This is a genomic window from Halolamina pelagica (assembly GCF_001307315.1).
In the GTDB taxonomy this organism is placed as follows: domain Archaea; phylum Halobacteriota; class Halobacteria; order Halobacteriales; family Haloferacaceae; genus Halolamina; species Halolamina pelagica_B.
Genome location: NZ_LGUC01000002.1, coordinates 156,036 through 182,453, shown reverse-complemented (window position 1 = coordinate 182,453; position 26,418 = coordinate 156,036). Strand labels below are relative to the sequence as shown.

At 67.2% G+C, this 26,418-nt stretch carries 23 protein-coding genes and 1 pseudogene; 8 read left to right on the top strand and 16 right to left on the bottom strand.

What is annotated here, in order from left to right; translation table 11 throughout:
- Window positions 1-2: 2 nt before the first annotated feature.
- Genes SY89_RS18795 through SY89_RS18775 form a run of 5 tightly spaced genes read right to left on the bottom strand, consistent with a single transcriptional unit; the run spans window position 3 to window position 2,906 of the window.
- Window positions 3-308 (bottom strand): hypothetical protein, encoded by a 306-nt coding sequence (locus tag SY89_RS18795; protein ID WP_239685691.1) that lies wholly within the window; start codon window positions 306-308, stop codon window positions 3-5.
- On the bottom strand, window positions 209-1,105 hold the full coding sequence (locus SY89_RS18790; RefSeq protein WP_239685690.1) for a M28 family metallopeptidase: 897 nt from the start codon (window positions 1,103-1,105) through the stop codon (window positions 209-211). The genes SY89_RS18795 and SY89_RS18790 overlap by 100 nt, the downstream gene beginning before the upstream one ends.
- Window positions 1,102-1,806, bottom strand: a complete 705-nt coding sequence (locus SY89_RS18785) for a protease-associated domain-containing protein (protein WP_239685689.1) — start codon at window positions 1,804-1,806, stop codon at window positions 1,102-1,104. The genes SY89_RS18790 and SY89_RS18785 overlap by 4 nt, the downstream gene beginning before the upstream one ends.
- Window positions 1,807-1,818: 12 nt before the next feature.
- On the bottom strand, window positions 1,819-2,442 hold the full coding sequence (locus tag SY89_RS18780) for a zinc-binding dehydrogenase (RefSeq protein ID WP_239685688.1): 624 nt from the start codon (window positions 2,440-2,442) through the stop codon (window positions 1,819-1,821).
- Window positions 2,391-2,906 carry an alcohol dehydrogenase catalytic domain-containing protein gene (locus SY89_RS18775; protein WP_239685687.1) on the bottom strand — a complete coding sequence of 172 codons (516 nt, stop codon included), beginning with the start codon at window positions 2,904-2,906 and terminating at the stop codon, window positions 2,391-2,393. Before SY89_RS18775 ends, SY89_RS18780 begins: the two co-directional genes overlap by 52 nt.
- Window positions 2,907-3,051: 145 nt before the next feature.
- On the opposite strand from SY89_RS18775, the gene SY89_RS14545 reads away from it, so the two are divergent.
- Genes SY89_RS14545 through SY89_RS14525 form a run of 5 tightly spaced genes read left to right on the top strand, consistent with a single transcriptional unit; the run spans window position 3,052 to window position 8,808 of the window.
- Window positions 3,052-4,887, top strand: coding sequence for an ABC transporter substrate-binding protein (locus SY89_RS14545; RefSeq protein ID WP_054584884.1), 1,836 nt, complete (start codon window positions 3,052-3,054; stop codon window positions 4,885-4,887).
- The gene (locus tag SY89_RS14540; RefSeq protein ID WP_054584883.1) at window positions 4,878-5,855 is read left to right on the top strand and encodes an ABC transporter permease; all 978 of its coding nucleotides are present in this window, start codon (window positions 4,878-4,880) and stop codon (window positions 5,853-5,855) included. The genes SY89_RS14545 and SY89_RS14540 overlap by 10 nt, the downstream gene beginning before the upstream one ends.
- A gap of 3 nt (window positions 5,856-5,858) precedes the next feature.
- Window positions 5,859-6,794 carry an ABC transporter permease gene (locus SY89_RS14535; protein ID WP_054584882.1) on the top strand — a complete coding sequence of 312 codons (936 nt, stop codon included), beginning with the start codon at window positions 5,859-5,861 and terminating at the stop codon, window positions 6,792-6,794.
- Window positions 6,791-7,801 (top strand): ABC transporter ATP-binding protein, encoded by a 1,011-nt coding sequence (locus SY89_RS14530; protein WP_054584881.1) that lies wholly within the window; start codon window positions 6,791-6,793, stop codon window positions 7,799-7,801. The genes SY89_RS14535 and SY89_RS14530 overlap by 4 nt, the downstream gene beginning before the upstream one ends.
- Window positions 7,777-8,808, top strand: coding sequence for an oligopeptide/dipeptide ABC transporter ATP-binding protein (locus SY89_RS14525; protein WP_054584880.1), 1,032 nt, complete (start codon window positions 7,777-7,779; stop codon window positions 8,806-8,808). Before SY89_RS14530 ends, SY89_RS14525 begins: the two co-directional genes overlap by 25 nt.
- 57 nt (window positions 8,809-8,865) lie before the next feature.
- Here SY89_RS14525 and SY89_RS14520 read toward each other — a convergent pair whose 3' ends face one another.
- Complete coding sequence (locus SY89_RS14520) at window positions 8,866-10,377, bottom strand: carboxypeptidase M32 (protein WP_054584879.1); 1,512 nt, start codon at window positions 10,375-10,377, stop codon at window positions 8,866-8,868.
- 126 nt (window positions 10,378-10,503) lie between these two features.
- Here SY89_RS14520 and SY89_RS14515 point away from each other — a divergent pair, with 126 nt between their 5' ends.
- Window positions 10,504-11,223 (top strand): aspartate/glutamate racemase family protein, encoded by a 720-nt coding sequence (locus SY89_RS14515; protein WP_054584878.1) that lies wholly within the window; start codon window positions 10,504-10,506, stop codon window positions 11,221-11,223.
- Window positions 11,224-11,237: 14 nt separating this feature from the next.
- Here the strand turns inward: SY89_RS14515 and SY89_RS14510 are convergent, their stop codons facing one another.
- From SY89_RS14510 to SY89_RS14490, 5 genes are read right to left on the bottom strand one after another with little or no spacing between them, the layout of a single operon-like run.
- A complete protein-coding gene (locus tag SY89_RS14510; RefSeq protein ID WP_054584877.1) occupies window positions 11,238-12,509 on the bottom strand; it encodes an ABC transporter ATP-binding protein in 1,272 nt (423 codons plus the stop codon).
- Window positions 12,506-13,618: an ABC transporter ATP-binding protein gene (locus SY89_RS14505; protein WP_054584876.1), complete on the bottom strand. Its 1,113-nt coding sequence runs from the start codon at window positions 13,616-13,618 to the stop codon at window positions 12,506-12,508. The genes SY89_RS14510 and SY89_RS14505 overlap by 4 nt, the downstream gene beginning before the upstream one ends.
- 2 nt (window positions 13,619-13,620) lie before the next feature.
- On the bottom strand, window positions 13,621-14,571 hold the full coding sequence (locus SY89_RS14500; RefSeq protein WP_054584875.1) for an ABC transporter permease: 951 nt from the start codon (window positions 14,569-14,571) through the stop codon (window positions 13,621-13,623).
- A complete protein-coding gene (locus SY89_RS14495) occupies window positions 14,571-15,569 on the bottom strand; it encodes an ABC transporter permease (protein WP_054584874.1) in 999 nt (332 codons plus the stop codon). Before SY89_RS14495 ends, SY89_RS14500 begins: the two co-directional genes overlap by 1 nt.
- A gap of 41 nt (window positions 15,570-15,610) precedes the next feature.
- Window positions 15,611-17,284 carry an ABC transporter substrate-binding protein gene (locus SY89_RS14490; protein ID WP_054584873.1) on the bottom strand — a complete coding sequence of 558 codons (1,674 nt, stop codon included), beginning with the start codon at window positions 17,282-17,284 and terminating at the stop codon, window positions 15,611-15,613.
- Window positions 17,285-17,562: 278 nt separating this feature from the next.
- Between SY89_RS14490 and SY89_RS14485 the strand changes: the two genes are divergently transcribed.
- Window positions 17,563-19,293, top strand: coding sequence for a M28 family peptidase (locus SY89_RS14485; RefSeq protein WP_054584872.1), 1,731 nt, complete (start codon window positions 17,563-17,565; stop codon window positions 19,291-19,293).
- A gap of 60 nt (window positions 19,294-19,353) precedes the next feature.
- Entirely contained in the window at window positions 19,354-20,313 is a 960-nt protein-coding gene (locus SY89_RS14480; RefSeq protein WP_054584871.1) for an LLM class flavin-dependent oxidoreductase, read from the top strand.
- Here the strand turns inward: SY89_RS14480 and SY89_RS14475 are convergent, their stop codons facing one another.
- From SY89_RS14475 to SY89_RS14455, 5 genes and pseudogenes are all read right to left on the bottom strand, one after another.
- Window positions 20,314-21,564 carry a M28 family metallopeptidase gene (locus tag SY89_RS14475; RefSeq protein ID WP_239685707.1) on the bottom strand — a complete coding sequence of 417 codons (1,251 nt, stop codon included), beginning with the start codon at window positions 21,562-21,564 and terminating at the stop codon, window positions 20,314-20,316.
- Window positions 21,561-22,049 (bottom strand): uroporphyrinogen-III synthase, encoded by a 489-nt coding sequence (locus SY89_RS18770; protein WP_054584869.1) that lies wholly within the window; start codon window positions 22,047-22,049, stop codon window positions 21,561-21,563. Before SY89_RS18770 ends, SY89_RS14475 begins: the two co-directional genes overlap by 4 nt.
- Window positions 22,046-23,623, bottom strand: a complete 1,578-nt coding sequence (locus SY89_RS17830) for an amidase (RefSeq protein ID WP_054584868.1) — start codon at window positions 23,621-23,623, stop codon at window positions 22,046-22,048. The genes SY89_RS18770 and SY89_RS17830 overlap by 4 nt, the downstream gene beginning before the upstream one ends.
- 82 nt (window positions 23,624-23,705) lie before the next feature.
- On the bottom strand, window positions 23,706-24,461 hold the full coding sequence (locus SY89_RS14460) for an aspartate/glutamate racemase family protein (RefSeq protein ID WP_054584867.1): 756 nt from the start codon (window positions 24,459-24,461) through the stop codon (window positions 23,706-23,708).
- 615 nt (window positions 24,462-25,076) lie between these two features.
- A pseudogene (locus SY89_RS14455) lies at window positions 25,077-26,393 on the bottom strand (site-specific recombinase).
- Between the last annotated feature and the right edge of the window lie 25 nt (window positions 26,394-26,418).

Here is a 26,418-nt window from a genome sequence, read left to right as displayed (position 1 = left end):
CGTCAGTTCGGCAGCTGCTCCTGCAGCCGCCGTAGTTCGAACACTGCGTCGTTCTGGGCGCGCTTCAGTTCGACCTGGAGGAACCGGTACTCGTCGTCGTCCTCGTCGTACAGGTCGAACAGCGACGTGTTCTCGAACCGCGGGTACGGCGGTCGGTTGTACGCCGGGTCCTGCTCAAACTGCCCGTCGCTGACGAAGTTGAGCCGCGTCAGCGTTCGCGAGAGCGTCTTGATCGTCTCGTTGGCGGTCGCGGGGTCGACCTCGCCCGCCTCGACGGCGTCGTAGAACGCGTCGACGGCGTCGGCCACGTCGTCGAGGGCGTCGAGCGTCGGCCCGAAGTCGAACGCCTCGCCCGCGAGGTCGTCGTAGTCGGCGACGATCGATCGGTGGCGCTCGACGTTGCGGGTGTGGTCGTGCGGGAGCACGTCCGCGCGGAGCAGCCGCGAGACCAGCACCGCGTACATCCGGATGTCGCGCACCAGTTCGGGTTTGCCCGCCTTGTCGATCGTGTCGGTGCTGAGGTGCCACGCGTCCGCGTTGCCCCACAGCCGCCGACGGTGTGCCAGCGCATCGTCTCCCGCACGTCGGCGGGGATGTTCGAGGAGAGCGTGAACGCGCCGGAGAGCCCGAGGTTGTTGAACGAGTAGTCGCCGGCGCGGCGCGGGCGGTTCTCGCTGTAGGGCGCGCCGGTGGCGTCCTCGATGGCCGAGGACACGACGCCGTGCATCTCCGGCATCCAGCACGCCATGTCCACGTACTCGGTAGAGCCTTTCGCGCCGGGGCTGTCCATGTCGACGTGGGCCACGCAGTCCTCGACGAGATCCATCGCGAACTCGTCGGCGTACCACGTTGAGCCGGCGTAGCGCCCGGTCGAGTGGCCGGGCCACCACGCGACCCGGAGATCGCGCTGGAGGTCGTCACTGTGCTCGTCGAACACCCGGGCGAGCTCCAACAGCCCGGCGTCGCCGGTCGCGTTGTCGGCGATGCCGACCGCCCAGGAGTCGTAGTGGCCGTGCAGCAGGACGAAATCGTCGTCCTCGGGGTCGGCGTCGCCGGCCTCGATCCGCGCCTCGACGATCGGACAGGCCATCCAGTCGGTGGTCACGTCCGTTTCGAGGGTGACCTCGTGGGTCTCGTCGGCGTCGGCGTACGACCGCAGTTCGTCGCCGTCGGGCCGCGTGACGTTCGCGATGGGGACGTCGGGAATCCGCTCTTTCTCGTCGTAGGGGGCGCCCCACCCCAGACCGAGGTGGCGATCCCGTCGTGTGGTTCGCGCTCGTGTTCGTGGATCGCGATCACGCCGGCAGCGCCTTTCTCTTCGAGCACCCGCGTCGCCCGGATCGAGAGGCTCCCGGCCGCGGTCAGCGCGATCTTCCCGCGCAGGTCGCCGACGTCCCCGTAGGGGCGGGTGACGTTCACTGCGTGGTACTGGCTCTCGTCGTCGGCGCCCACGTCGCTCTGCTCGGCCTCGCCGACGTACACCAGTTCGCCGGTCACTGCCCGCGACGCCGAGAACGCGACCGTCTTCACCGGCCCCGGCTCGAAGACGCCGTCGTCGACGGTGATCGACGCGTCGTGGGGCTGGCTGATGTACAGTTCGGGGTCGTAGCGTTCGTACGTGACCCCGAACTCGTCGAGGCGGCCGGTGAGGTACTCGGCCGCGCGGCGCTCGTCTTCGGTACCCGAGACGCGCTCGAGTTCGGCGAACTCCTCGAGGAGCGCCCAGGGTTCGTCGATCGACACCGCGTCGGTGAGCCGTGATTCGTACTGGTCCAGCGACTTCTCGCCGGTGCGCTGCTGAGACATCGTGTTGGTAAGTCACAGCACACCACTAAAAGCTTCCGTGGGCTGCACTCCCCAGCGCGGTGCCGTCACGCCCCCGGCGTGACGACGACCTTGCCGAACACCTCGCGGTTCTCGATCGCCCGGTGGGCCCTCGGCGACGCGCTCGAGCGGCAGCACGCGGTCGATAACGGGCGCGACCTCGCCCCGTGCGATCAGCCGCCCGACGGCGCGGAAGTCGCGTCGATTGCCCATCGGCGTCCCGAGGATCCGTCGGTGGCGCTGGTACACCGAGCGGATGTCGATATCCGGGTCGGCGCCCGAGGTCGCGCCGCAGATCACCATCCGCCCGCCGGTCGCCAAGCTGTCGATGGACTGCTGCCACGTCGCCTCGCCGACGTGGTCCGCGACGAGGTCCACCCCGCGGCCGTCCGTGAGTTCGACCACCCGTTCGTCGAAGGGAACCTCGGTGTAGTCGATGACAGACGCCGCCCACTCGCCAGCCCGCTCGGCTTTCCAGTCGGCCGAGGTCGTCGCGTACACCTCGGCGCCGATCCGGTCGGCCAACTGGAGCGCGGCGTGGCCGACGCCGCCGCTGGCGCCGAGGATCAGCGCCGACTCGCTCGGTTCGAGCCCCCGCCGCTCACGAGCATCCGCCACGCGGTCGTGAACGAGGAGGGCCACGCGGCCGCGGTCTCCATGTCGACGTGTTCGGGGACCGGCTCGAGGTTCGCCGCCGGCACCGCGACGTACTCCGCCAGTCCGCCGGGGAAGTCGCTGCCGAACTTCCGGTCGTGGGGGCACATGGTCTGCTCGCCCCGCTCGCAGAACTCACACGCCCCGCAGCTCACGTGGTGGTAGACGTTGACGCGATCGCCGGGCGACCAGCCGTCGACGGCGTCGCCGACTTCGTCGACGACGCCGGCCATTTCGGTGCCGGGCCGCTTCGGGAACTCGTCCTCGATCTCCGGGTGGCCGGTGCGGGCGAACACGTCCGCGTGCTGGAGCGCACACGCCCGCACCTCGAGTCGCACTTCGCCCGGGCCGGGGTCGGGTCGCGGGCGGTCGCGGATCTCCAGTACCTCCTCCGGCGGACCACTCTCGACGATGTGAACAGTACGCATATTCCGTCCGTTGGGGGCCAGCACCATATCTCTATGCGGCGCTCGAGGATTCATTCGGCCTCACCAGACGCTGAGTGTACGGTTTCTCATGTGACCGCAACCCAAGATACTATATACCATGACAGATAGAACCAAACGTCAGCCTATGACCGACCAGAGACCGGACAACCCGCTACAGAGGCGCAACTTTCTGAAAAAGACCGGCGCGGTGGGAGCGACGGTGACGCTCGCATCGTTCGCCGGCTGTGCAGGCGACGGCGACGGCGATGGCGACGACACCGACACCGAGACCGTCGCGGGCGGCGGCGGCGACGACACCGTCCAGATGGAGGGGTTCCAGGTCCCCTCCGAGAACGTCGTCCCGCAGAGCGACCTGGACGACGCACAGGCGATCCCCGAGCTCACCCTGATCGTCAACCCGCCGGACGCCCAGCCCGACGACCACGAGACGTCGATGTTCGTCAGCGAAGAGATCGCCAAGCTCGGCCTCGACACGACCGTCGAGACGATGACGTGGCCCTCCCAGTCCTCGACCGTCTGGGACGGCACCGACTGGGACATGACGTTCTGGCAGATGGTGGGGCGCCCGTCCCGGCTGGACCCGGACGAGTTCTCCGTCCAGATGGGTCACTCGAGCTTCCAGGAGGGGTACAACTACTACTTCTGGGAGGACGACGAGTACGACGAGAAGGTGATGGCCCAGCGCGAGGAGCTGGACCAGGACACGCGTGAGCAGCTCATCAAGGAGTGTCAGCAGATCTTCCACGACCGGGGGCCGAGCACGTTCCTGATGTACCCCCAGAAGACGATCCCGTGGAACAGCGAGCGCTGGGACGGCGTCGTCGAGCTCAACGGGATGGGCGCGGTGAACATGCTGACGTTCTCCAACATCGAGCCCACCGGCGACCGGACGGAGCTCAACATCGCCTACGACCAGGAGCTGCAGGCGCTGAACCCGTTCGACCAGTCCGGCGAGATCGACATGATCCAGCACCGGATGATCTGGGACCGCCTCGCGTGGCCCAACGAGTCCGCGCTGCCCGAGCCCCGACTGGCCGAGGAGTTCAACTGGAAGGACGACACGACGCTCGAAGTCCCCATCAAGCAGGGGCACACGTTCCACGACGGCGAGCCCGTCACCGCCGAGGACGTGAAGTACAGCTACAACATCCACCGCGACTACTCGACGTACTTCTCGGGGCCGGTCGAGCCGGTCAACGAGATCACGGTCGTCGACGACCACACCGTCGAGTTCAGCTTCGACTACCACTTCGCGCCGTTCCCGATGGCGGCGATGGGCCGCATCGCGATCATCCCCAAGCACAAGTGGACCGACATCATCGAGAACAAGATGGACGTCGACAGCCCGATGCTGTACCAGGAGGACGAACCCCTCGGGTCGGGCCCGATGGAGTTCGTCCACTGGAAGTCCTCCGAGGAGGTCCGCCTGGAGCGGTTCGACGACCACTTCGACCCGATCGCCTACGAGGCGCGGAACTCCCGGATCATCCCCAGCGTCCAGACGATGCTGACCCAACTCGAGAACGGCACGCTGGACATGCTGGCGAACTACCGCGGCGACAAGGACGTGCTCAAGGACCGCGTCGAGTCCAACGACAGCCTCAGCATGGCTGCCACGACGACGGTCGGGTTCAAGCAGATCTCCTACAACAACGACCGGCCGCCGTTCCACATCGACGGGTTCCGCCGCGCGATGAACCACCGCTTCGACAAGGAGACGATCGTCAACGACATCTACAGCGGGTGGGGTCGATCGCCCCGAACAGCCTGGTCTCCTCCGCACTGGAGAGCTGGCACAACGACGAGCTCGAGCGCTACGAGTTCAGCCTGCAGGCCGCGGCGAACGAGCTCATCGAGGCCGGGTTCGTCTGGGACGAGAGCGACGGGATGCTCTACATGCCCGCCGACAACACCGAAGTCGGCAACTAACCCCCTCCATTTCGAACTATTATGGGACTAAAAGAATTTGTCACGAGACGTATCATCCAGATCGTCGTGCTCTACTTCGCGATCGCGACGATGCTGTTTTTCCTGTTCCGCGCGGCGCCGGGTGACCCGCTCGCGGCGTACATCGGGACAGGGTTCACGGAGGAACAAGCGGCCCAGATCCGGGCGACGTTCGGGCTCGACCAGCCGCTGCACGTCCAGTACTGGAAGTACATGACCAGCCTGGTCACGTTCAACTTCGGCCTCTCCTACATCACGGGTGATCCGGTCTGGGGGATCATCCAGGACCGGATCTGGAACACGCTGGTGCTGATGGGGACCTCGGTCGTACTCGCGTACCTGATCGGCGTGCCCTTCGGCGCGTACCTCGCCTGGAACCGCGGGACGAAACGCGAGCGCTTCGGCGTCGTGTTCGCCCTGATCTCCCGCAGCGCGCCGGTGTTCTGGACCGGGCTGCTGGGGATCTGGATCTTCTCGTTCAAACTCGGATGGCTCCCCGCGGGGTCGATGTCCCAGCCGGGGGTAACCTACTCGAGTAAGCTGGCGCAGTTCACCAGCCCGAGCTTCCTCCGGCACCTGATCCTCCCCGCGCTGGTCCAGGCGTTCTACTTCTACAGCCTCCCGGCGTTGCTCATGCGGAACAGCATGCTCGAGGTGATGAACGAGGACTTCGTCGACTTCGCGGAGCTCAAGGGGATCAGCGACTTCGCGGTGATGCTGAAACACGCCGCCCGGAACGCGCTGCTCCCGATCGTGACGGCCTTTGCCGTCGCCGCGGGGTTCGCCGTCGGCGGCAGCGTCGTCCTCGAGACCGTGTTCGCGTGGCCGGGGCTGGGCCGGGAGATGGTCCGCGCCGTCATCGCGAACGACTACCCGGTGGCGCAGGCGACGTTCCTGATCCTCGCCGGGCTGGTACTGATCGCGAACTTCCTCGCGGACTTGGCGTACGGCTACCTCGATCCGCGGATCACCTACGACTGACACATGAGTGACCAGAACACAACGGCCCTCGACTCGGAGTCGAACGTCGACGCCCTCGACACGGAGCTCTCGACGTGGCGCGAACGCCAGGCGGACGCGTGGCGTCGACGGCTCGCCTTCCTCAAGCGCGAGCCGATGGGGCTCGCGGGCATCCTCATCATGCTCGCGATCGTCCTCGTCGCCGTCTTCGCGCCGGTGATCGCGCCGTACAACCCGACAGAGACCGACTACGGCAACTCGCTGGAGCCGCCCACCGCCGAGCACCCGCTCGGCACCGACAGCGCGGGCCGGGACATCTTCAGCCAACTCGTCTTCGGCGCGCGGCCGGCGCTCCAGATCGGCCTGCTGAGCGCGATCAGCGTCGCCTTCGTCGGCATGAACGTGGGGTTGATCGCGGGCTACTACGGCGGCTACGTCGACGACGCGCTGATGCGGCTGGTGGACTTCGCCTACGGCATCCCGTTCACCCCGTTCATCATCGTCCTCGTGGCGCTGTGGGAGCCCTCGAAGTGGACGATCGTCGGCGCCATCGCGCTGCTGCTGTGGCGCCAGACCGCCCGTGTCGTCCGCTCGCACGTGCTGAACCTCAAGGAGAAGCCGTTCGTCAAGAGCGCCCGGACCGTGGGCGCCAGCGACCGGCGCATTATCTACAGACACATCGCCCCCAACGTCCTCCCGCTGGTGTTCCTCTACGGGAGTTTCGCGATCGCGTGGGCGATCCTGACCGAGGCGGCGATCAGCTACCTCGGCTTCGGTGACCCGACCGCGGTGACCTGGGGGCAGATGCTCCAGTCCGCCCAGCAGTCACAGGCGCTGGCTCGGGACGCCTGGTGGTGGTTCACGATGCCCGGCATCGCGATCATGCTGACCGTCATCTCGGCGTTCCTGATCGGCCGCGGCTACGAAGAACAACTGAACCCCGAACTCCAAGAGCCATGACACTACTCGAAGTCAACGACTTGCACGTGACGTACGCGGGCGATCCGGACGTCGAAGCCGTTCGGGGCGTCTCGTTCACCCTCGAAGAGGGCGAGACGCTGGGTATCGTCGGCGAGAGCGGCTGTGGGAAGACGACGCTCGCACAGGCCATCATGGGCGCGCTCCCCGACAACGGCCGGATCACCGGCGGCGAGATCATCTTCGACGGCCAGGACATCACCCACCTCTCGAACCGCGAGCGCCGCGAGATCCGGTGGGAGCGGATGTCGATGATCAGCCAGAGCGCGATGAACAGTCTCGACCCCGTCTACCGGGTCAAAGACCAGATCAAGGAGGCCATCCAGGAGCACCGTGACGTCTCGGACGCAAAGAGCTACGAACGCGCTCGGGAGCTGATGGAGCTAGTGGGACTCGATCCCGACCGTGTCGAGGACTACCCCCACCAGCTCTCCGGCGGGATGCGCCAGCGAGTCATTATCGCGATGAGTCTCGCGCTCGATCCTGACCTCATCATCGCCGACGAGCCGACGACGGCGCTTGACGTGATCATCCAGGAGCAGATCCTCTACCGGATCAAGGAGCTCCAGCGGGAGCTCGGCAACTCGATGGTGATGGTCACCCACGACATCAGCGTCGTCGCCGAGACGTGTGACAGCATGGTGGTGATGTACGGCGGCGAACTGATGGAGTCCGGCAACGTCGACGAGATCTTCAACAACGCACACCACCCCTACACGCTGGGGCTCCAGAACGCGTTCCCGAGCGTCGAGGGCGAGAAGCGTGACCTCACCAGCATCCCTGGGTCGCCACCCGACCTCTCGGAGCCGCTCGAGGGCTGCCCGTTCGCGTCCAGATGTCCGTTTGCGGCCCCGGAGTGTGAGGAGACGGTGCCAGTACAGGAACCGGTCGACGGTCACCGAGTTCGGTGTCACGAGCCGGTTCCGTTCGAACAGATTCGCGACCGATCCGGCGAGGACGAGACATGGCTATCACAGAACAAAGTCTGAACTGGGACTACGACGGTCCCATCATGGAGGTAACGGGACTCGAGAAGCACTTCCCACAGAGTACGGGGATCATCCACCAACTGATCGGAGGGGAGACGAGCCACGTCAAAGCCGTCGACGGCGTCGATATGGCTATCGAGAGCGGCGAGACGATGGGGCTGGTCGGCGAGTCCGGCTGTGGGAAATCCACGCTCGGCGAGGTCCTCATCGGGCTGCAGGAGCCCACTGGCGGCTCCATCAAGTTCCTCGGCACGGAGCTGGACTCGATGTCCGACAGCCAGCGCAAGGAGTTCCGCCGGAACGTCCAGATGATCTTCCAGGACCCCTACGAGTCCCTGAACCCGCGGTTCTCCGTCGAGCAGTGGATCCGCGAGCCGCTCGAGGTCCACGACATGGACAACCAGGACGAGCGCATCTACGAGGCGCTCGAGCGGGCCGAGCTGACGCCGCCGGAGAACTACATCGGGGAACACCCACACGAGCTCTCCGGCGGGGAGCGCCAGCGCGTCTCGATCGCTCGCGCGCTCGTCCTCGAGCCGAAGTTCATCGTCGCCGACGAGCCGGTGTCGATGCTCGACGTGTCGGTCCGGGCGAGCATCCTGAACCTGCTTCGCGATCTCGTCGACGACCTCGACATGGGCGCGCTGTACATCTCTCACGACCTCTCGCTGATCCGGCAGATGTGCGATCGGACGAGCGTGATGTACCTCGGGAAGGTGGTCGAGCGCGGGCCGACGGAACAGCTGATCAAGGGGCCCAAACACCCCTACGCGCGAGCGTTGCTCGACGCCGTCCCGGTTCCGAACCCGGACCACAACATCTCCGAACCGCAGCTGGAGGGTGAGCCGCCGGACCCCGTCGAACTCCCGGAGGGCTGTAACTTCCGGCCCCGGTGTCCGTTCGCCGCCGAGGAGTGTTTCGAGGAGCCGGGCCTCGACGCCTTTCAGACGGCCGACGGCGAACACGCGGCCGCGTGCTGGCGGGTCGAAACAGTCGACAACATGTAACCCCGTCGGCGCCGCACCGACGGGGTCGTCGCCAGCTACAGACTCTCGCGCCGCCGACTACAGGTCGTAGATGTCGGCGTACTTCTCCTGAATGCGGTCGACGAAGTACTCGGTGGTGAGTCGCTCGCCCGTCGCGACCTCCGGCAGCACGTCGGTCTGATACCGCTTCCCGTGGCGGTGGACGTGCTCCTCCATCCACTCGCGGATCTCGTCGAAGCGCTGCTCACGAACCAGTTCCTCGAGCGGGGCGCCGAAGTCTTCCTCGAGGGAGTGTTGAAGTTGGGCGGAGAACACCGTCCCGAGCGAGTAGCCCTGGAACGTGCCGATGCGGCCGATGCTCCAGTGGATGTCCTGCAGGCAGCCCTCGGTGTCGGTGTCGGGGCGGATGCCGAGGTACTCCTCGTACTTGTCGTTCCAGACCTCCGGCACGTCCTCGACTTCGAGCTCCCCGTTCAGGAGCGCACGCTCGATCTCGAACCGGACGACGATGTGGAGGTGGTACGTGACCTCGTCGGCCTCGACGCGGGTGAGGTTGTCCTCGTACACTTGGTTGGCGGCCTCGTACGCCTCCCGCGGCGTCACGTCCGAGAGCCGGGGGAAGTGCTTCTGAACGATCGGGAGGAACTGCTCCCAAAACGCCTCGGAGCGACCGACGTGGTTCTCCCAGAAGCGGCTCTGTGACTCGTGGATCGAGTGGCTCCGGGACTGGCCGAGCGGGCCGGGGAACCCGTCGGGGTCGAGCCCCATCTCGTACGTCGCGTGGCCGTACTCGTGAAGCGAGCTGTCCAGCCCGTCGATGGGGGAGTGATCGTGGAACCGGGTCGTGATCCGCATGTCGTACCGGTTGCCGTAGGAGAACGGGTGTGGCGACGTGTCGAGTCGGGCGCGGTCCCAGTCACACTGGACGAACGAGAGGGCGTCCTCCGAGAGCGCCATCTGGGTGTCCGCGTCGTAGGGGCCGCGCTCGACGAACGGGCCGGAGGGGTCCACGTCGCTCGCCCGGATCTCCTCGATGAGGGGGACGAGCGCCGCCTTCAGGTTGTCGAGCACTCGCTCGGCGGTGTCGACGCCGACGTAGGGCTCGTACTCCTCCAGCATGACCGCGAAGGGCTCCTTGTCGGGGTCGATCTGGTTGGCCTGCTCGCGCTTGAGTTCGAGCAGCTCCTCGAGGTAGGGAGCGAACGTGTCGAAGTCGTCGTTCGCCTTGGCCTCCTCCCAGGCGTCGTTGGCCTCGGAGATGACCGAGTTGATCTCCTCGGTGAGGTCCTGATCGACTGACGCCTTGCGCTCGTGTTCGCGTCGGACCTCCCGGACGACCGCCTGCTGGTCGTCGTCGAGATCGGCGTCGGCGACGGCGTCGAGCCACGCCTCCACGTCGTCGCCGGTGAGCGCCTCGTGCTGCAGCGAGGAGACGAGTCCACGCTGGGTCGACCGCGCCGGTGTTCCGCCCGGGGGCATCATCACCTGCTGGTCCCAGAACAGGAGGTTGTCCATCGTTTCGAGCGTCCCGACCCGCTCCGCGCGGTCGAGGAGTTGCTGGTACGCGTCCGCCGGGGATTTTTCGCCCATAGTGATACGTTACCGTACAACGACGAAAAGCTACCTCTACCCGTCACGCTGGCCGGTACCTCCACGTCGGGGCCGCACTCCGGATCCGGAGGTAGCTTTATCGCGGTACAGCCGTCAGGTCGAACCGTGACAGAAATTGCCTACCTCGTCCCGGGGCGGGGACTGGACGCGGCGGAGCTCGACCGCCGCGAGGGGATCGCCAACGAGCTGACCGACGCCGACGTGACCGTGATGGACGCCGACGACGGCCCGCTCTCGATCGAGAGCGAGGTCGAACACGAGTGGTGCGTGCGGAGCCTGCTCGGCCTCCTCAGGGAGACGGAAGACGACTACGACGGGTTCGTCATCGGCTGCTTCGGCGACCCCGGGCTGGCGGCGGCGCGGGAGTTCGTCGACAAACCCGTCGTCGGCCCCGCGTCGGCGACGTTCCACACCGCGGCACAGCTCTCCGATCGCTTCTCCTGTCTGACGATCCGCTCGACGCCGGCGTCGAAGCGCCGACAGATCTTCGCCGACGGCCTCGGCCAGCAGTTGGCGAGCGTCCGCGTCGTCGAACAGGGGGTGCTCGACGTGGACCACGAGTCCGAAGAGACCGTCCAGAAGATGGTCCGAGAAGCCGAGAGAGCGGTCGAGGCGGACGGCGCCGAGTCGGTCGTCCCCGGCTGCATGAGCCTCGCGTTCATGCAGGTCCACGACCGCATCGCCGACGGCCTCGGCGTGCCGTTCCTGGACCCCGTCCGGATCAGCCTCGGGACGGCCGCGATGTGGGCCGACCAGGGGCTGACCCACAGCCGGGTCACCTACCCGGCGTTCTCGGCGGATCGAGAAGCCAGCCTGTTCGAGTAACAGCGCGGCGGGCGCTACTCTCTGTGGAGGTGGCAGGCGGCGAAGCGAGTCCCCGAGCGGTCGGACTCGAGTTCGTACGCCGGCTCCTCCTGGGCGCAGATGCTCTGCTCGGCGAACGCTTCGGTGAGCAGGTCCGTCGCCGTCTCCCACTCCGCCGCGAGAACGTGATCGATCGCGTCCTCGACGACCGCACCCGGCTCGCCGTCGAGGCTCACGCCGTCGAAGAACTGGCTCTCGACGGCCGCGCGGTCGTCCGGGTCGAACGCGCGGCGCCTGACCGCGCGCATGAACTCCCGAACCGCCGCCCACTCCCCGTCGTCCAGATCGTACGCGTCCGGCGGGATGAGCTCCGGGCAGCGCGTCCGGAACCGACAGCCAGACGGCGGGTTGACCGGGTCCGGCACGTCGCCCTGCAGGATGGTTCGCGATCCGGCTTGGGAGGGGTCGGGGACCGGAATCGCCGAGAGCAGCGACCGGGTGTAGGGGTGCTTCGGGTCCTCGAACAGCTCCTCTTTCTCCGCCAACTCGACGATCTGCCCGAGGTACATCACCGCGACGCGGTCGGAGATGTGCCGGATCACCGAGAGGTCGTGGCTGATGAACAGGTAGGTGAGGTTGAACTCCTCCTGGAGCTCCCGCATCGTGTTGAGCACCTGTGCCTGGATGGAGGCGTCGAGCGCGCTCGTCGGCTCGTCACAGACGATGAAGTCCGGGTCGACCGAGAGCGCTCGTGCGAGGTTGATGCGTTGGCGCTGCCCACCGGAGAACTGGTGTGGGTAGCGGTTGTAGTGCTGCGGGTCGAGCCCGACCGCCTCCAGCAGTTCCCGCGCCCGCTCCTCGCGACCGGCCTTGTCGTAGAGGTCGTGGGCCTTCATCGGCTCCTCGACGATCGGCCCGACCTTCATCCGGGGGTTGAGCGAGGACTGGGGGTCCTGGAAGATCATCTGCTGATCCTTGCGCGTCCGACGCAGTTGGCCCTTGTCGAGCTCGGCGATGTTTCGCCCCTGGAAGTAGATCGCCCCCTCTGTCGGCTGGAGCAGGCGGAGGATCGTCCGCCCGAGCGTCGACTTCCCGCAGCCGGACTCGCCGACGAGCCCCAGCGTTTCCCCGCGTTCGATCTCGAAGGAGACCCCGTCGACGGCCTTGACGTGCTCGATAGAGCGCTTGAGCGGGAACCCACCGCTCAGGTCGAGTTCGACGGTGTCGAACACGCCGCTGCCCGTCGAGAAGTGTTTCTTGAGGTTCTCGACGCGGAGGATCGGCCCCGCGTCGTCGGCCTCGCTCATCGGCTCCCCTCCGTCACCTGCAGATCCTCACCGAACTCGTCGCCCTCGGACTGGATCGGCGTGCTGTGTTCGTAGTCCACGTCGAACGCGTCGTGTTTCACACACGCCGCGTTGTGGCGGGTGTCGGTGTCGCTCACGTTCCGTGGCTCCGGGTTGACCTCCCGACAGACCGCACGGGCGTCCGGACACCGCGGGTGGAACCGACAGCCCGATGGCGGGTTGATGGCCTCGGGCATCACCCCCTCGATCGGGGTGAGCGACTCGACGGTTTTGTCGGGTCGCGGGACGGACTGCAGCAGCGCCTCGGTGTACGGGTGTTTCGTGTTGTCGAACAGGTCGTGAACGTCGGCCTGTTCGGCCATCTGCCCGAGGTACATCACGTTCACGCGGTCACAGATGTCCGCGACGACAGCGAGGTCGTGGGTTACCCAGACGAAGCTCGTGCCGTACTCCTCCTGGAGGTCCGAGACCAGATTCAGGATCTGGCCCTCGACGGTCACGTCCAGCGCCGTCGTCGGCTCGTCGGCCAGGATCAGCGACGGCTGGCACGCGATCGCCATCGCGATGAGGACGCGCTGGCGCATCCCGCCGGAGAACTCGTGGGGGTAGTCGTCGAACCGGTCTTCGGGTTTGGGGATGTCGACCTCCCGGAGCGTCTCGATCGCCACGTCGCGGGCGTCTTTCGGCGGCAGCTCCCGGTTGATCTCGATGAACTCCTGGAGCTGGCTGCCGATCGTAAAGACGGGGTTGAGACTCTCCATCGGGTCCTGGAAGATCGTCGCGATCTCGCGCCCCCGGATGCGTTGGCGGAACTCCTTGTTGGAGAGCGACTCCGGGCTCTGTCGGCGCTCACCGTTCGGCCCCTCCTCGAAGCTGAGGAGCGTCTCGCCGCGGAAGCGGATCTCGCCGCCGACGATCTCGCCGGGCGACTCGACCAGCCGGAGAACACTGGAGATGGCGACCGATTTGCCGGCGCCGGACTCGCCGACGAGACCGACGGTCTCCCCCTCGTGAACGTCGAAGGAGATGCCGTCGACCGCGCGGACGGTGCCTTCGGCGGTTTCGAACTGTGTCTGGAGGTTTTCGACTGAGAGTAGTGGTGTAGTCATGGTTAGTTTTCGAGACGCGGGTCCAGCGTGTCGCGGAGCCCGTCGCCGAGAATGTTGAACGCCATCACGGTGATCAGGATGGCCAGCCCCGGCCAGACCGAGAACCACGGCGCCGGAAGCATGTAGTTACGCGCGATCGAGAGCATCTGCCCCCACGACGGCGTCGGGGGCTGGGCGCCGAAGCCGAGGAACGACAGCCCGGCCACGATCAGGATGTTGGTCCCCATCTGGAGCGTCGTCTGCACGACCACCGGCGCGAAGCTGTTTGGGATCACGTGCCGCAGCAGGATGTTCCGATCTTTCACGCCCGCCGCCTGGGCGGCCTCGACGTACGTCTCCTCGCGAATGCTGAGCACTTCAGAGCGGATCAGCCGGGCGAAGATCGGGATCGAGATGATGCTCACGCCGATCATCGCGTAGATGAGCTCCCGGCCGAACGCGGCCATGAACGCGATCACGAGCACCAGGAACGGGATCGAGTAGAGGATCTCCACGAACCGCATCAGCACGTCGTCGATCCAGCCGCCGTAGTAGCCCGAGACGGCGCCGACGGTCGTCCCGACGACGACGCCGATGGTCGTCGAGACCAGCGCGATCTGGATGGCGATCCGGGAGCCGTACAGCAGCCTGACCGCGATATCCCGGCCGCGGGTGTCGGTGCCCAGCGGGTGGGCCAGCACGCCGTCGCCGAACTGGTTGCTGAGGCCGACCGGCGGCAGCAGCGGTCGGGTGCCGGCGTTGTTCCGGAGCGGGTGGTAGAGGTAGGTCTCTGCCAGCCGATAGTCGAGGAACTCGGCGTCGACGAACGCGAACAGCGCCATCCCCGAGATGATCGCGATCAGAATCAGGCTGATCCGGGCGGTCGTGTCCTGGAGCAGCCGGGAGAGCATGTAGGAGGCACCGACGCGGGACTCGTACTCCTGGTCTTCGGTCTCCTCGGTTTCAGCCGCCATCAGTCCTCACCCTCGTAGGTCACGCGGGGATCGAGATACGCGTAGGTCAGGTCGGTGAGCAGCGTGCCGATCACGAACATGACCCCGAAGAACAGCGTCGTCCCCATGATGAGCGCGTAGTCCTGCGTGCGGACCGCCTGGATGATCAGTCGGCCCATCCCGTTGATGTTGAACACGGTTTCGGTCAGCACGGCACCGCCCAGCGCGGACGTGAGTTGGAGGCCGATGATGGTCACCACGGGCAACTGCGCGTTGCGGAACGCGTGTTTCCGGGTGATGACCGACTCCTTCACCCCGAACGCGCGGGCGAGGTTGATGTAGTCCCGGCCGAGCACTTCGAGCATCGACGACCGCTCGATACGGGAGACCGCCGCCATCTGGAGCGTGCCCAGCGCGATGGTGGGCATGATGAGGCTCCGGACGGTTTGGACCAACACGTCGAGCCGTGAGGTGGCGCCCTCCACCTCCGAGATCGGTGTTAACGGCATCACTAACCCGTTCGACGGGAGCACTTGGAGGTGGTAGCCGAACACGATGATCAGGAGCAGCCCGATCCAGAAGTTGGGGGTGCTGACGCCGATCAGCGAGACCACGCGGGAGCCGTGGTCGACCGGCTGGTTCCGGCGGCGGGCCGAGACGATCCCCAGCGGGATCGCGACGCTGAGGGCGAAGGCGAAACTCGACGCCAGCAGCAGGAGCGTGACGGGCAGGCGCTCCAAGATCTTGGTCGTGACCGGGACGCCGTAGTGGATGCTCCGCCCCAGATCACCGCCCAGCGCCGCGAGAATGTACTTGACGTACCGTACGTGGATTGGTTGGTTGAAGCCGTAGCGCTCCTCGGCGGCGGCGATGAGTTCCTCGCTCGCGGTCGGACCGAGCATCACTTCCACCGGCGAGCCGGGCATCGCGTTGATCAGGAGAAACGTGATCGACGTGATGCCGATGAGCACCGGGATCGCCTGGAGCAGCCGTTTGATAGTGTATCGTAAGTGTGACATCTATGTCGTCGTGAATGCGAAAACGGTCGTCGGGGGAGGGGTTACTGGTCCATCCAGACGTTCGAGCCTTCGGTGTCGGCGTGGGTGTTGTTCCGGTCGCCGTAGAGGTAGGGGTTGTACGTCGAGACGGGGTGGGTTTTCAGCCCCTGGACGTAGTTCTTCACACCCATCGAGATGGAAGTGTAGTACAGCGGGAGGTGGACGCGATCCTCGACGAACAGGTTGATCGCCTCGATGTACATCTCGCGACGCTCGTCGCGGTCGGTCGTGACTCGCGCCTCGGCCAGCAGCTCGTTGAATCGGTCGTTGTCGTAGTACTGCCCCTGGAACGCGCCGTCGATGTGGAGCAGTTCGTAGAGGAAGCGGTCCGGTTCGGGAGCGCGAGTCCAGCCGAGCAGGTACATGTTGACCTGGCTGGCGTCGCCGGAGTTGTACCGGTCGAGCATCGTCGCGAAGTCGAGATACTGGACCTGCGCGTCGTAGCCGGCCTCCTGAATCCCGTTGGCGATGGAGACGGCGACCTGTCGGCGCTTCTCGGTGGAGGAGACGATGATGTTACAGGTCCAGTCGTCGGGCACGCCGGCGCTCTCGAACAGCTCCTTGGCGCGGTCGATGTCCTTGTCGGACCAGCTGTTCTTCCACTCGTCGAGGGGCATGTCCCACGCCTCCGCGACGGAGGCGGGCACCGGGCTGTAGATCCGGCCGCCGCCGGGCTTGATGTACTGCTCGATCGCCTGGTCGAGGTCGACACAGTGGTCGATCGCCAGCCGCACGTCGCGCTTGGCACACTCGCCCTCGTTCTGGTTGAACGCGGCGAACTGGTAGCTCAGCGAGGGCCCCTCGATCACGTCGGCGTCCGACATGTTCTGGACGGTGCTCCAGAACTGCGGCGGGATGCGGTTGATGACGTCCTGCTCGCCGGTCTGGAGCTGTGTCACGCGGTTGGTGGGCTCGTTGATCGGCGTGAACGTCACCTCGTCGAGGTGGGGGCTGCCGTTCCCCCAGTAGTCGTCCCAGCCCGCCATCGTGACCTTTTCGTTCTCCTGGAAATCCGTCACTTCGAACGGCCCGGAGCCGACGAACGTGTCGATACCGAACCCTTCGGGGTCCTCCTCGCGGACGCTCTTCGGCGCGACCGGGTGCGCGATGGCGTGGAGGATCGGGACGTACGGCTCGGTCAGCGTGAAGTGGGCGGTCGTATCGTCCTCGACATCGATGGTGTCGACGATGCTGAAGTTGGAGGCGTAGCTGGTCTGCTCCTCGACAGTCGCCTCGAACGTGTACTTCACGTCCTCTGCGGTGACCTGGTCCCCGTTGTGGAACGTGGCGTCGGAATCGAGGTTGAGCGTGAACTCGTTGCCCTCGAGGGTCGGGATCTCCTCGGCCAGGATCGGCACGAGGTTGGTGTTCCGGTCGTAGCCGAGCACCGGCGAGTACACCAGGTTCTTCAGCATGATGGAGTAGTTCCCGCCGTTGTTGTTGACGGGGTCGAGCTCCACCGGCGACGACGTCTGCGCGAACTTCAGCGAGCCGCCGCGCATCGGCGTCGACGTTTGGGCGTCGGTGTCGTCGTCGCCGCCGGACGAGTCTGAATCGGTCTCAGTCGGCGTCTCCGTGCCGTCTCCACCAGTACAGCCGGCGAGTCCTACGAGGCCAGCCGACGCGGCCGCCTGTAGGAACTTCCGGCGGTTGTCTTGCCAATCATTCTCAGGCATGGCTGTAACCTACCACCATGCTTATTTAAATGTTTGTCATGAGGCAGCCCGTTGTCGAAATATACTTTATCTATTTATATATAGAACTTAAAAATATGTAGCTGGAAAATACGGTGGTGCCGGAAGGAGGCCAAAACTATGCCTGTCACTGCGGCGGGTTCCGCGCCGCTGGGAGGGTTCCGGTCGCTCGCCGCCCAACCGCCCTCGACGCTGATAGTTCTACCAGCTATATTGTCACCTACGGGAAGCTATTACAAAGGGGATCCCAAAGGAGACCCATGAGTCAGCGACTCTACGCGGACGGGAAGCCGTCGCTATCGGGCGTCGACGCGGCGATCGTCGACGACGTGTCGGCCGAGGAGCCCTGGCGGCTCGTCGAACGGTTCGCGGAACTCGACCGCGTTTCGGGCACCGACGACGAACGCTCGGCGGCGGCGTACGTGACAGATCGGCTCGAGCAGTTCGGCGTCGACCACGAGCTGTTCACCCCGTCGCTGTATCTGAGCACACCCCACGGCGCGAGTATCGAAACAGACGACGGCTGGGCGGCCGCGTCGGCCAAGACGGTCTCGTTCTCGGCGAGCGGCACCGCCGAGGGCGAGCTCGTCTACGTCGAGAACGACGACGAGATGGACTCGATCGAGGCCATGCTCTCGGTGTCGCTCGACGGACTGCCGTCGGACCTCTCCGGGAAAGTCGTGATGAGCGAGTCGATCATCCCGATCAGCGCCATCGGGGAGCTCGCCGACCGGGGCGCCGAGGCGTTCGTCGGGATCCACCCCCACGAGCGCGAACCGCACGAGGGAATCGTCACCCCGATCTGGGGTGGCGCGCCGCCGTACGACGAGAAAGGGCGGGTTCCGGACCTGCTGGTCGCGAACGTCTCCGCGATCGATGGGCGCGAACTCCGTGAGGCGGCCGCCGCCGGCGCCGACGTGACCGTCTCCGCCGAGACGACGACCGAGTGGCAGACGGCGCCGCTGGTGCTCGCAACCATCCCCGGCGAGGCCGCCCCGGCCGTCGACGAGTTCGTGCTCGCCCACGGCCACCTCGACTCCTGGCACGAGGGCGTCACCGACAACGCGACTGGCGATGCCGCGTTGCTCGAACTGGCAAGAGTGCTCCAGACCCATCGCGAGGACCTCCGGCGGGACGTGTGGGTCGCCTGGTGGCCGGGCCACTCGACCGGGCGCTACGCCGGCTCCACCTGGTTCGTCGACGAGTTCGCCCAGGAGCTGGCCGACCGCTGTGTCGCTCACGTGAACATCGACTCGCCGGGCGTCGCCGACGCGACCGAGTACGACGAGCGCGCGAAGTGGATGGCCGCCGTCGACGAGGTCGCGACCGGGACCATCGCGGACGTAAGCGGCAAATCGACCGCCAAACACCGTCCGGCGCGGGCGGGCGACTACTCGTTCAACAACCTCGGCGTACCGGGGATGTCGCTCCAGTCGAGCATCCCCCAGTCCGTCCGCGAGGATCGCGGCTACCACCCCGTCGGCGGGTCGGCCGGCCACGCCGACGCGTGGCACCTCACGACCGACACCATCGAGAAGGCCGACCCGGACGTGCTGGAACGGGACACCGAAGTGTACACGCTCGCAACCGCAAGACTGAGCCGTGCCGAGCGACCCGCGGACCCGGTTCGCGCGATCGACCAACTCGCGTCGGCGGTGACGGAGTACGACGCCGCCAGCGAGTTCGACCTCGGGCCGGTGATCGACGAACTCGACGCGCTCCGCGAGGCGACGACGACCGGTCTCGCGGACGCCGAGGGCTACCCCGACGCCGCAGACAGACTGGTGAAGGAGCTCACGCGCCTCCAGTTCGTCACGGAGGGCGCGTTCGAACAGGACCCCGCCGAGAGCCGGGCGCCGGTTCCGCGGCTGGCCCCCGTCGAGCGACTCCCCGAACTGGACGGCGACGAGGCGCGCTTCCTCGAGCTCCAGCTCACGCGTGCCCGCAACGACGTCGTGGCGACGCTCCGACGGCTGCGCCGGTCGCTGTAGGCACCCGCGGTGGTGGCTGCAGGGGTAGTTCTTTACCGGTGGTCGGGCATGGTGGGGGTGATGCGGTTCGCAGCCAACATTCCGACAGCCGCCGGGGCGTCAGAGTACTCCACGCTGGCGTTCTGTGACTCGATCTCGTGGGAGAAACAGCGATCGTTCGCCCGGGCCACCGAGGCCGCGGGGTTCGACGGCCTGGGCGTGCCCGACCACCTGCTCGCGGGTGACGGCGCGACCACCGAGTGTTTCACCACCCTGACCGCCCTCGCCGGCGCGACCGAGTCGGTGACGCTGTTCCCCAAGACGGTGAACAACGAGCTCCGCCACGGCCCCCTGCTGGCGAAGATGGCCGCCGAGGTGGACAACGTCAGCGACGGCCGGCTCAAGCTCGGGATGGGCGCGGGGTGGAAGGCCGACGAAGCGCTGGCGTACGGGTACGACTGGCCGGACGCGCCCGAGCGACTGCGCGCGATGGAGGAGACGATCGAGCTCACCAAGCGCCTCTGGACCGAAGAGGAGGTGGACTACGACGGCGACTACTACCAGCTCGACGGCGCCGCCTGTCGCCCGCGCCCCCGGCAGGACCCGCGGCCGCCGATCATGGTCGGCGGCGGCGGCGAGGAGTTCACGCTCCGCATCGCCGCCAAGCACGCCGACGAGTGGAACTTCTGGGGGCCGACCGACGTGATGGCGCACAAGCTCGACGTGCTGCGCTCTCACTGCGAGACGTACGACACCGCGTTCGACGACATCGATATCTCCTGGTTCGCGCGGTGTATCGTCCGGGAAACCGAGGCCGAGGTCGAGGCGATCCTGGACGAAGTGCCGCGGTTCCGGGACCCGGACCCCGACGACCCGATGGCGTCGTACAACAACCTCATCGGCACGCCCGAACAGCTCGTCGCCGAGCTCGAACCGTACGCGGAGCTCGGCGTCGACGAAGTCGTTCTGGAGTTCGTCGACTTCCCCGAGCCGACCGGCGTGGAGCTGTTCGCCGAGGAAGTGGTGCCGGCGTTCAGCTAACTACGCTCGGCTGTCGAGGAACGCCTCGACGGCGTCGGCCGCCTCCCCGACGCGGTGAGCGAGCTTCGAGACGCCGCGGACGGCTTTCGTCCGGGCGAACCCGGACCGGGGACCGGTTCGGTCCGGGAGCGATTCGGCGACCCGGAGGTACGGGAGCAGTTCGTGTGGCAGCGCCGGGTCGTGTTCGTACGCCGGCGACTCCATGTACAGCGCCGGGATGAGCAGGTTTCCGAGCCGGACCTGCACGTCTTCGACGCCCGTGTCAACGCCGTCGTCGGCGTCGGTGGCGACCGTGACGAACTCTTCGAGCGCCGCGTCGAGCCGGTCCAGGCGGTCGTACACCGGCGAGAAGTCTACCTCCCCCTCGGCCTCGGCGTCGATCTGCTCGGTGAGCGCGCGGATCTCCGCGGCCGTCTCCCGGTAGTCGTGGGGCAACACCGGCGAGTTCGACAGCCGCGAGACGATCGCGGTGTACAGCCGGGTTTCCTCGACCATCAGATCGAAATCGATCTTGTCTCGAGTGTCCGCCGGGGTGTGCCACCACCAGCCGCCGCCGACGGGGCCGGCGTCCTCGTGATCCGCACTGAACCGGGCCCCCGAGAGCAGCGAGGAGAGCCCGGCGCCCCAGAACGACTGGTCGGAGTTCCGGCCCGGCCGACTCCCACCGCCGATGAGCCCGCCGTCGTCCCGCGCGACGCCGAGCGGGAGAGGCCCGTCCTCGAGCACGTCGAGGTGTTCGTCGCCGACCTCGGCCATGTGCTGGGCCCAGAGGTGGTCGGCGCCGTCGAGGCCGTTCAGGTCGATATGGAGGTAGGCGATCCCGTTCTCGCGCAGATCGAGCCAGTTCCGGTCCGCGTAGCGGGCGCTCCCGGCGTAACGACCCATCGAGTGGCCGGGCCAGAACCCCACCACGATCCCGCGCTTCGGCGGGTTCTCGGCGAACACGCGGGCCAACTCCATCGACGTGGCGACGGCCGAGGCGTTGTCGGTGACGCCCTCGTGCCAGGAGTCGATGTGGTTGCCGACGACGGTGTACCGGTCGCTCTCGGTGCCCTCGATGCGGGCGACCGGACAGGGGAGCTCCCGCTGCTCGGTGCGTGCCTGCGTCTCGACGGCGACCTCGACGTCGTCACCGGCCAGTCGCTCCGCCAGCCACTCGCCGTCGCTCTGGTGGATCTCCGCCACCGGGAGGTCCGGAAGCTCGTCGGCGTCGTCAACCGACGGCGAGCCCCAGATGGGGGAGACGATCATCTCGTGCAGTTGGCCCTCGGTCGGCGACTCGAAAACGGCCGCACGCGCTGCGGCCTCGTCGATCGCCCGCACGGCCCCCGGCGTGGGCAGCCCCTGCGTGAAGGCGATCTTCCCGGAGAGGTCGGGGAGGTCAGTCGCGCTGTGGCCGACCGACTCCACGGCGACGAGTTCGCCGCTGACACCGCCCGGGGCGTACTCGCGCTGAACGCGGTCGTGATCGCGTCGTCGAACTCCTCCCGGACCGGACTGGTGACGGTCACCGACGCGGATACCGGGACGCTGGTGTACGCCTCGATCGTCTGCAGTTCCACCTCGATGCCCTCCTCGGACAGTTCGTCGACGATGTACTCGGCCGCTTCCCACTGGTCATCAGTCCCGGGATACCGTCGGAGGTCGGCCAACGCGTCGATGTGGGCCACCAGCGCGTCGCGGTCGATCTCGCCGACGAGTCCGTCCTCTGTCGTTCTGTCGACTGTGTCAATCACACGCACAAGGAGGGAAGTAGTGCAATAAGCGTGACGGGGGTGACGCCGCAGTCCGTGAACCAGTGGGAACTGCTTCCGCTATGCCACCGACTCGGTGAGCGACTCCCAGATCGCCGCCGCCCGGAGCGCAGTCGCGTCGGCGCCGCGCCGGGCGACGAACTGCAGCCCGACCGGGAGCCCGTCGTTCGCGCCACAGGGCACCGAGATCGCCGGATTGCCGGTGAGGTTGAACGGCCCCGTCGTGCGGACCGCCTCGTCGAGCGTACTGTCCTCCAGGTAGCTCTCGCCCTCCCACGCGGGCGCGACCATCGGCGTCGTCGGCCCGCGAGTACGTCTACTCCCTCGAGTGCGTCCTCGACGCCCGCAGTCACGAGCGCCCGTGCCCGCTGGGCTCGGGCGTAGTACTCGGGGCCGTCCGCCGCGAGCAGATGCTGGCCGTAGAGGAACGCCTCCGCGGGGTAGTCACCGAGTTCGCCGGCGCGTTCGGCGAGCGCCTCGTCGACTGCAGCCGTGAACGCCGGATCCGCGACCGAGCGTTGCCAGAAGTTGGCCCCGTTTCGCTCGACGTAGGCGGCGACCTCGGTCATCGCGATGGCCCACCACGCCGGGATGGCGTACTCGAAGTTCGGAATCGACACCTCGCGCACGGTCGCGCCGGCGGCCGCGAGCTCGTCGAGGGCCGCCCGAACCGTCTCGTCGACCGCCGGCTCGCCACCGAACAGCTCGTCGGGGACGCCGACGGTGAGCGTCTCGACCGCGGCCGCGTCGACGCCGTCGACCGCATCGACGTACGCCTGCGGGGTCGAGCCGGCCGTAGCAGCGTCCTGCGGGTCGGGCCCCGCGATCGCATCGAGCGTCCGGGCAGCGTTCGCGACGGTGTCCGCGAGCACGCCGATCTCGTCGTTGAGCTTCGAGAACTGGACAAAGCCCGTCAGCGGGACGAGCCCCCGGCTGGGTTTCAGGCCGACGACGCCACAGAACGACGCCGGAAACCGGACGGAGCCACCCGTGTCGCTCCCCAGCGCCACGTCCGCGAGGCCGTCCGCGACGGCGACCCCGCTCCCGGCCGACGAGCCGCCGGGCTGGTGCTCGGGGTCGTTGGGGTTGCGGGCCAGTCGGAAACGCATCGTCTCGGCGTCGCCGCCGAACGCGAACTCGTCCATGTTGGCCTTGCCGACGATCCGCCCGCCCGCGTCCAGTAGCCGGTCGACCACGGTCGCGTCCTCGGCCGGAACGTGATCCGCGAACAGCGGCGATCCGGCGGTCATCGGGAGCCCCGCGACCGCGATGTTGTCCTTGACCGCGACCGTCAGCCCCGACAGCACGCCGTCGTCGGTTCGCTGGATGTCACACCGGGAGAGAAACGCCGCGTGCGGGTCGTCGTCCTCGTTCGGGTCCCAGAACGTCCGGTCGGGCGCCGTCGGCAGCTCGAGTTCGTCGAGACGGGAGACGAGATCGTCCTGTGCCGCCATCGCGGCTGCCTGCTCCTCCGGGTCGAATCGGTCCGGGTCGAGCCGCGCTCGTCGGGCGTACTGTCCGATATCCTCGGCCGTCACGGACGGGTCGTCGTCCATGTGGATCCCTCACGACCGGGCTGTGAAATAGCTTCGCCGGCGATTCGGCGACGATCGAGTCACGGCTGGCCGTCGCCGCGCCTCAGTCGTCGCTTGCGGCGGCGGGCTCCCCCAACAGGTCGCCGAGTTTCTCGAACTTCGGCTCGGGGTAGGTTGCCGCGCTCTGGGCGACGCCGTGGCGGGCCCAGGTGGCAGCCGTTTCGAGCGCGAGGCTCGCGGGGTCGAGGAACGGCACGCCGACGCGCTCCTCGATCTCGTCGTGGCGCTGGGCGAACGAGAGGCTCATACAGCCCGGGAACAGCGCCTCGGCCCCGTCCTCTTCGATCGCGGCGTTCCCCTCCCGGACCATGCGCTCGACGAGGTCGTCGTCGCCGTGGTCGATCGACTCGACCGGCGCGTCGACGGAGCGGACGCTCACACAGCGATCCGAGAGGTGGTGCTCGTGGGCCTGCTCGTGGCTCATCGGGATCGTCTCGTCGAGGATCGTGAGCCACGTGAAGCGGTCGGCGATCATCGCGGCGGTGTGGATCGTCGTCTCGGCCGGCCCGACGACGGGGATGTCGAGCAGTTCCCGCAGCCCCCGGATGCCAGGGTCGCCGAAGCAGCCGATCACCAGCGCGTCGAACTCGTCCTCGACGCGGTGGGCGGTCTGCATCGAGCCGACGGTACACCAGAGCTCCTCGACGGCGCTCTCGATGCTCGTCGGACCCGGGCCCTCGGCTTCGAGGACGCTCACGTCGACGTGGTCGGGCGTGAGCTCGTTGGAAACGCGTTCGCGACGCTCCCGCTCCTCGCTCGGGAGGCCCACGCCGGGAACGAGGTAGCAGACATCGACCATCAGGCACCACCCCCCGTGGCGTCCGTACCTGTCGCCCGCGGCCGGTCACGTTCGTCGTGTCGGTTCCGGATGTCGTCGGCAGGCGCGGCCTCCCCGGCGCTGCCGGAGCCGCGATTCGGCGTGGGCTCGTCGAGCGATACTCCGTCGTGTAGACGCCGCTCGGACTGATCGAGGGCGTCCCTAGTGGTAGTCGGCTGGCTCATGTGGCTCGCATTCGCGCGGACGGCGCGAGTCAGTATAAATATTGGTAAACGTCAACATGGCGGGAGGCTACCGGCACCGCCGGCCCAGACTAGCCGACAGTACCGCGGGAATCGGCGGACGTGAGTGCCTTGCGGGAACCACAGAAGCGGTAGCTACCGTACCTGTGGTAGCTGTGCCAGCTACGGTAACTAAGGTAGCTGAGGTAGCTGAGGTAGCTAAAGTAAGTAACGTAGGTGAAGTAGATGCGGTACCTGCTTCATCTGCGGTGGGTAGGGCACCTACGGCGGCTAGGGTAACTTCGGTATCTGCGGTGGCTAGGGTAGCAAAGGCAGCGGAGGCAGTTGGGGGAGCGGCAGAGAGCAGTTGGTGGGGTCGGCGACAAGGCTGACCGCCAGGATTCGCGGCAGAGCGTCAGGTCCGATCTCGCTCGGTGGGTTCCCGAACGCGCCCGTCGGTGTTCGAGAGCGCTTCCGTCGCCATGTCGGCGCGTTCGGCGGCCTCGATGTGCTGGTAGGCCTGGCGGACCTGCTCCTCGGAGTTGTCGAGATACCGTGCGGCGGCGGCGTAGCCGAACTCCCGAACCATCACCTCCCCATCCCGCGGCGGCCACCGTGGGGGCGAGGTAGTCGTGGCGGTCGTCGTCGACGGCGATCTCGGCGTCGTCACAGAGTCGCTGCAGCACTCTGCGCGCGCCGTTGGGTTTGAGCCCCGGCGGCGCGGAGATGTCGAACTCGGCGGCGACGAGCAGGTCCGGTTTCGCCTCTCGATGTGTGTCGATTTCGTCGGCAGAGAGCCCCCGGTCACGGAGGCCATCGGTCACGTGCCGGGCCAGCGTCGGCCGATGGAGCGTCGTGAACACCGGCCACTCCTCGGGGCGTCGAGCAGTTGGCGATACCGCCGCAGCGGCCCCAGTACGGGATTCGGGAGTGACGCCTCGTCCCACTGCTGTTTCTTCCGGTAGACGGTGACGTTGTTGTCCCCGAAGGAGACGTCCGCCCAACGGATCCCGTTCCGGCCCGGTCGGTCGTCGTCGGGCGCGTTGAGGAACTCCGAAGCCCGGAGGCCCGTGTAGCAGAGGATGTACGCCAGCGCCCGCTCCCGGCAGCGCTTGTACGCACGGAACCGCGCGGCAGCCTTCGCCTGCACCGCCTCGCTCGCGGGGTCACCGTGCTCGTCGGCCGGCACCTCGACGGCGCCGAAGGCGTCGATCGCCGCCGACGCCCGCTCGTCGACGAACCGGGTGAGCTGGTCGCGCTGTTCGGGCGACCACGCCTGCTGATCGCCCGGGCGGCGGCCGGTGCTCTCCGGCAGCGGGTCCTCGGCGTCGGACTCCCGGGCGTAATGACGCGGGATGTAGCCTTGGGCGTCGGCCCAGCCACACCAGGAGGCGACGTAGGCGTAGTAGGTGAGGACCGTGCTGTTCGAGAACCCCGAGACGACGAGGTAGCGGGCGTAGTCGCCGAACACGGTCGAGTCGAGGTCGGCGAACCGGACATCCCTACCCTCACTCCCGGGGTTCGTGTCCCGAACGATGCCCGCCCACGAATCGGCCGGGGAGGCGTTCGCCGGATCGGGCGTGTTGCCGCGACACCAGCGCAGGAAGCGGTTCAGTTCTCGCTCGGCGTCGCGCCGGTAGGCGCCGTCGGTGCCGCCCTGCCCTTTGCCTTTGTCGGTGAGGAACGTCTGGAACGTCCGGGCGATCGGCGTCGACGCCTCGCGGGCGCTCATCGTCGCCCCCGCACTAGTGGCGTGG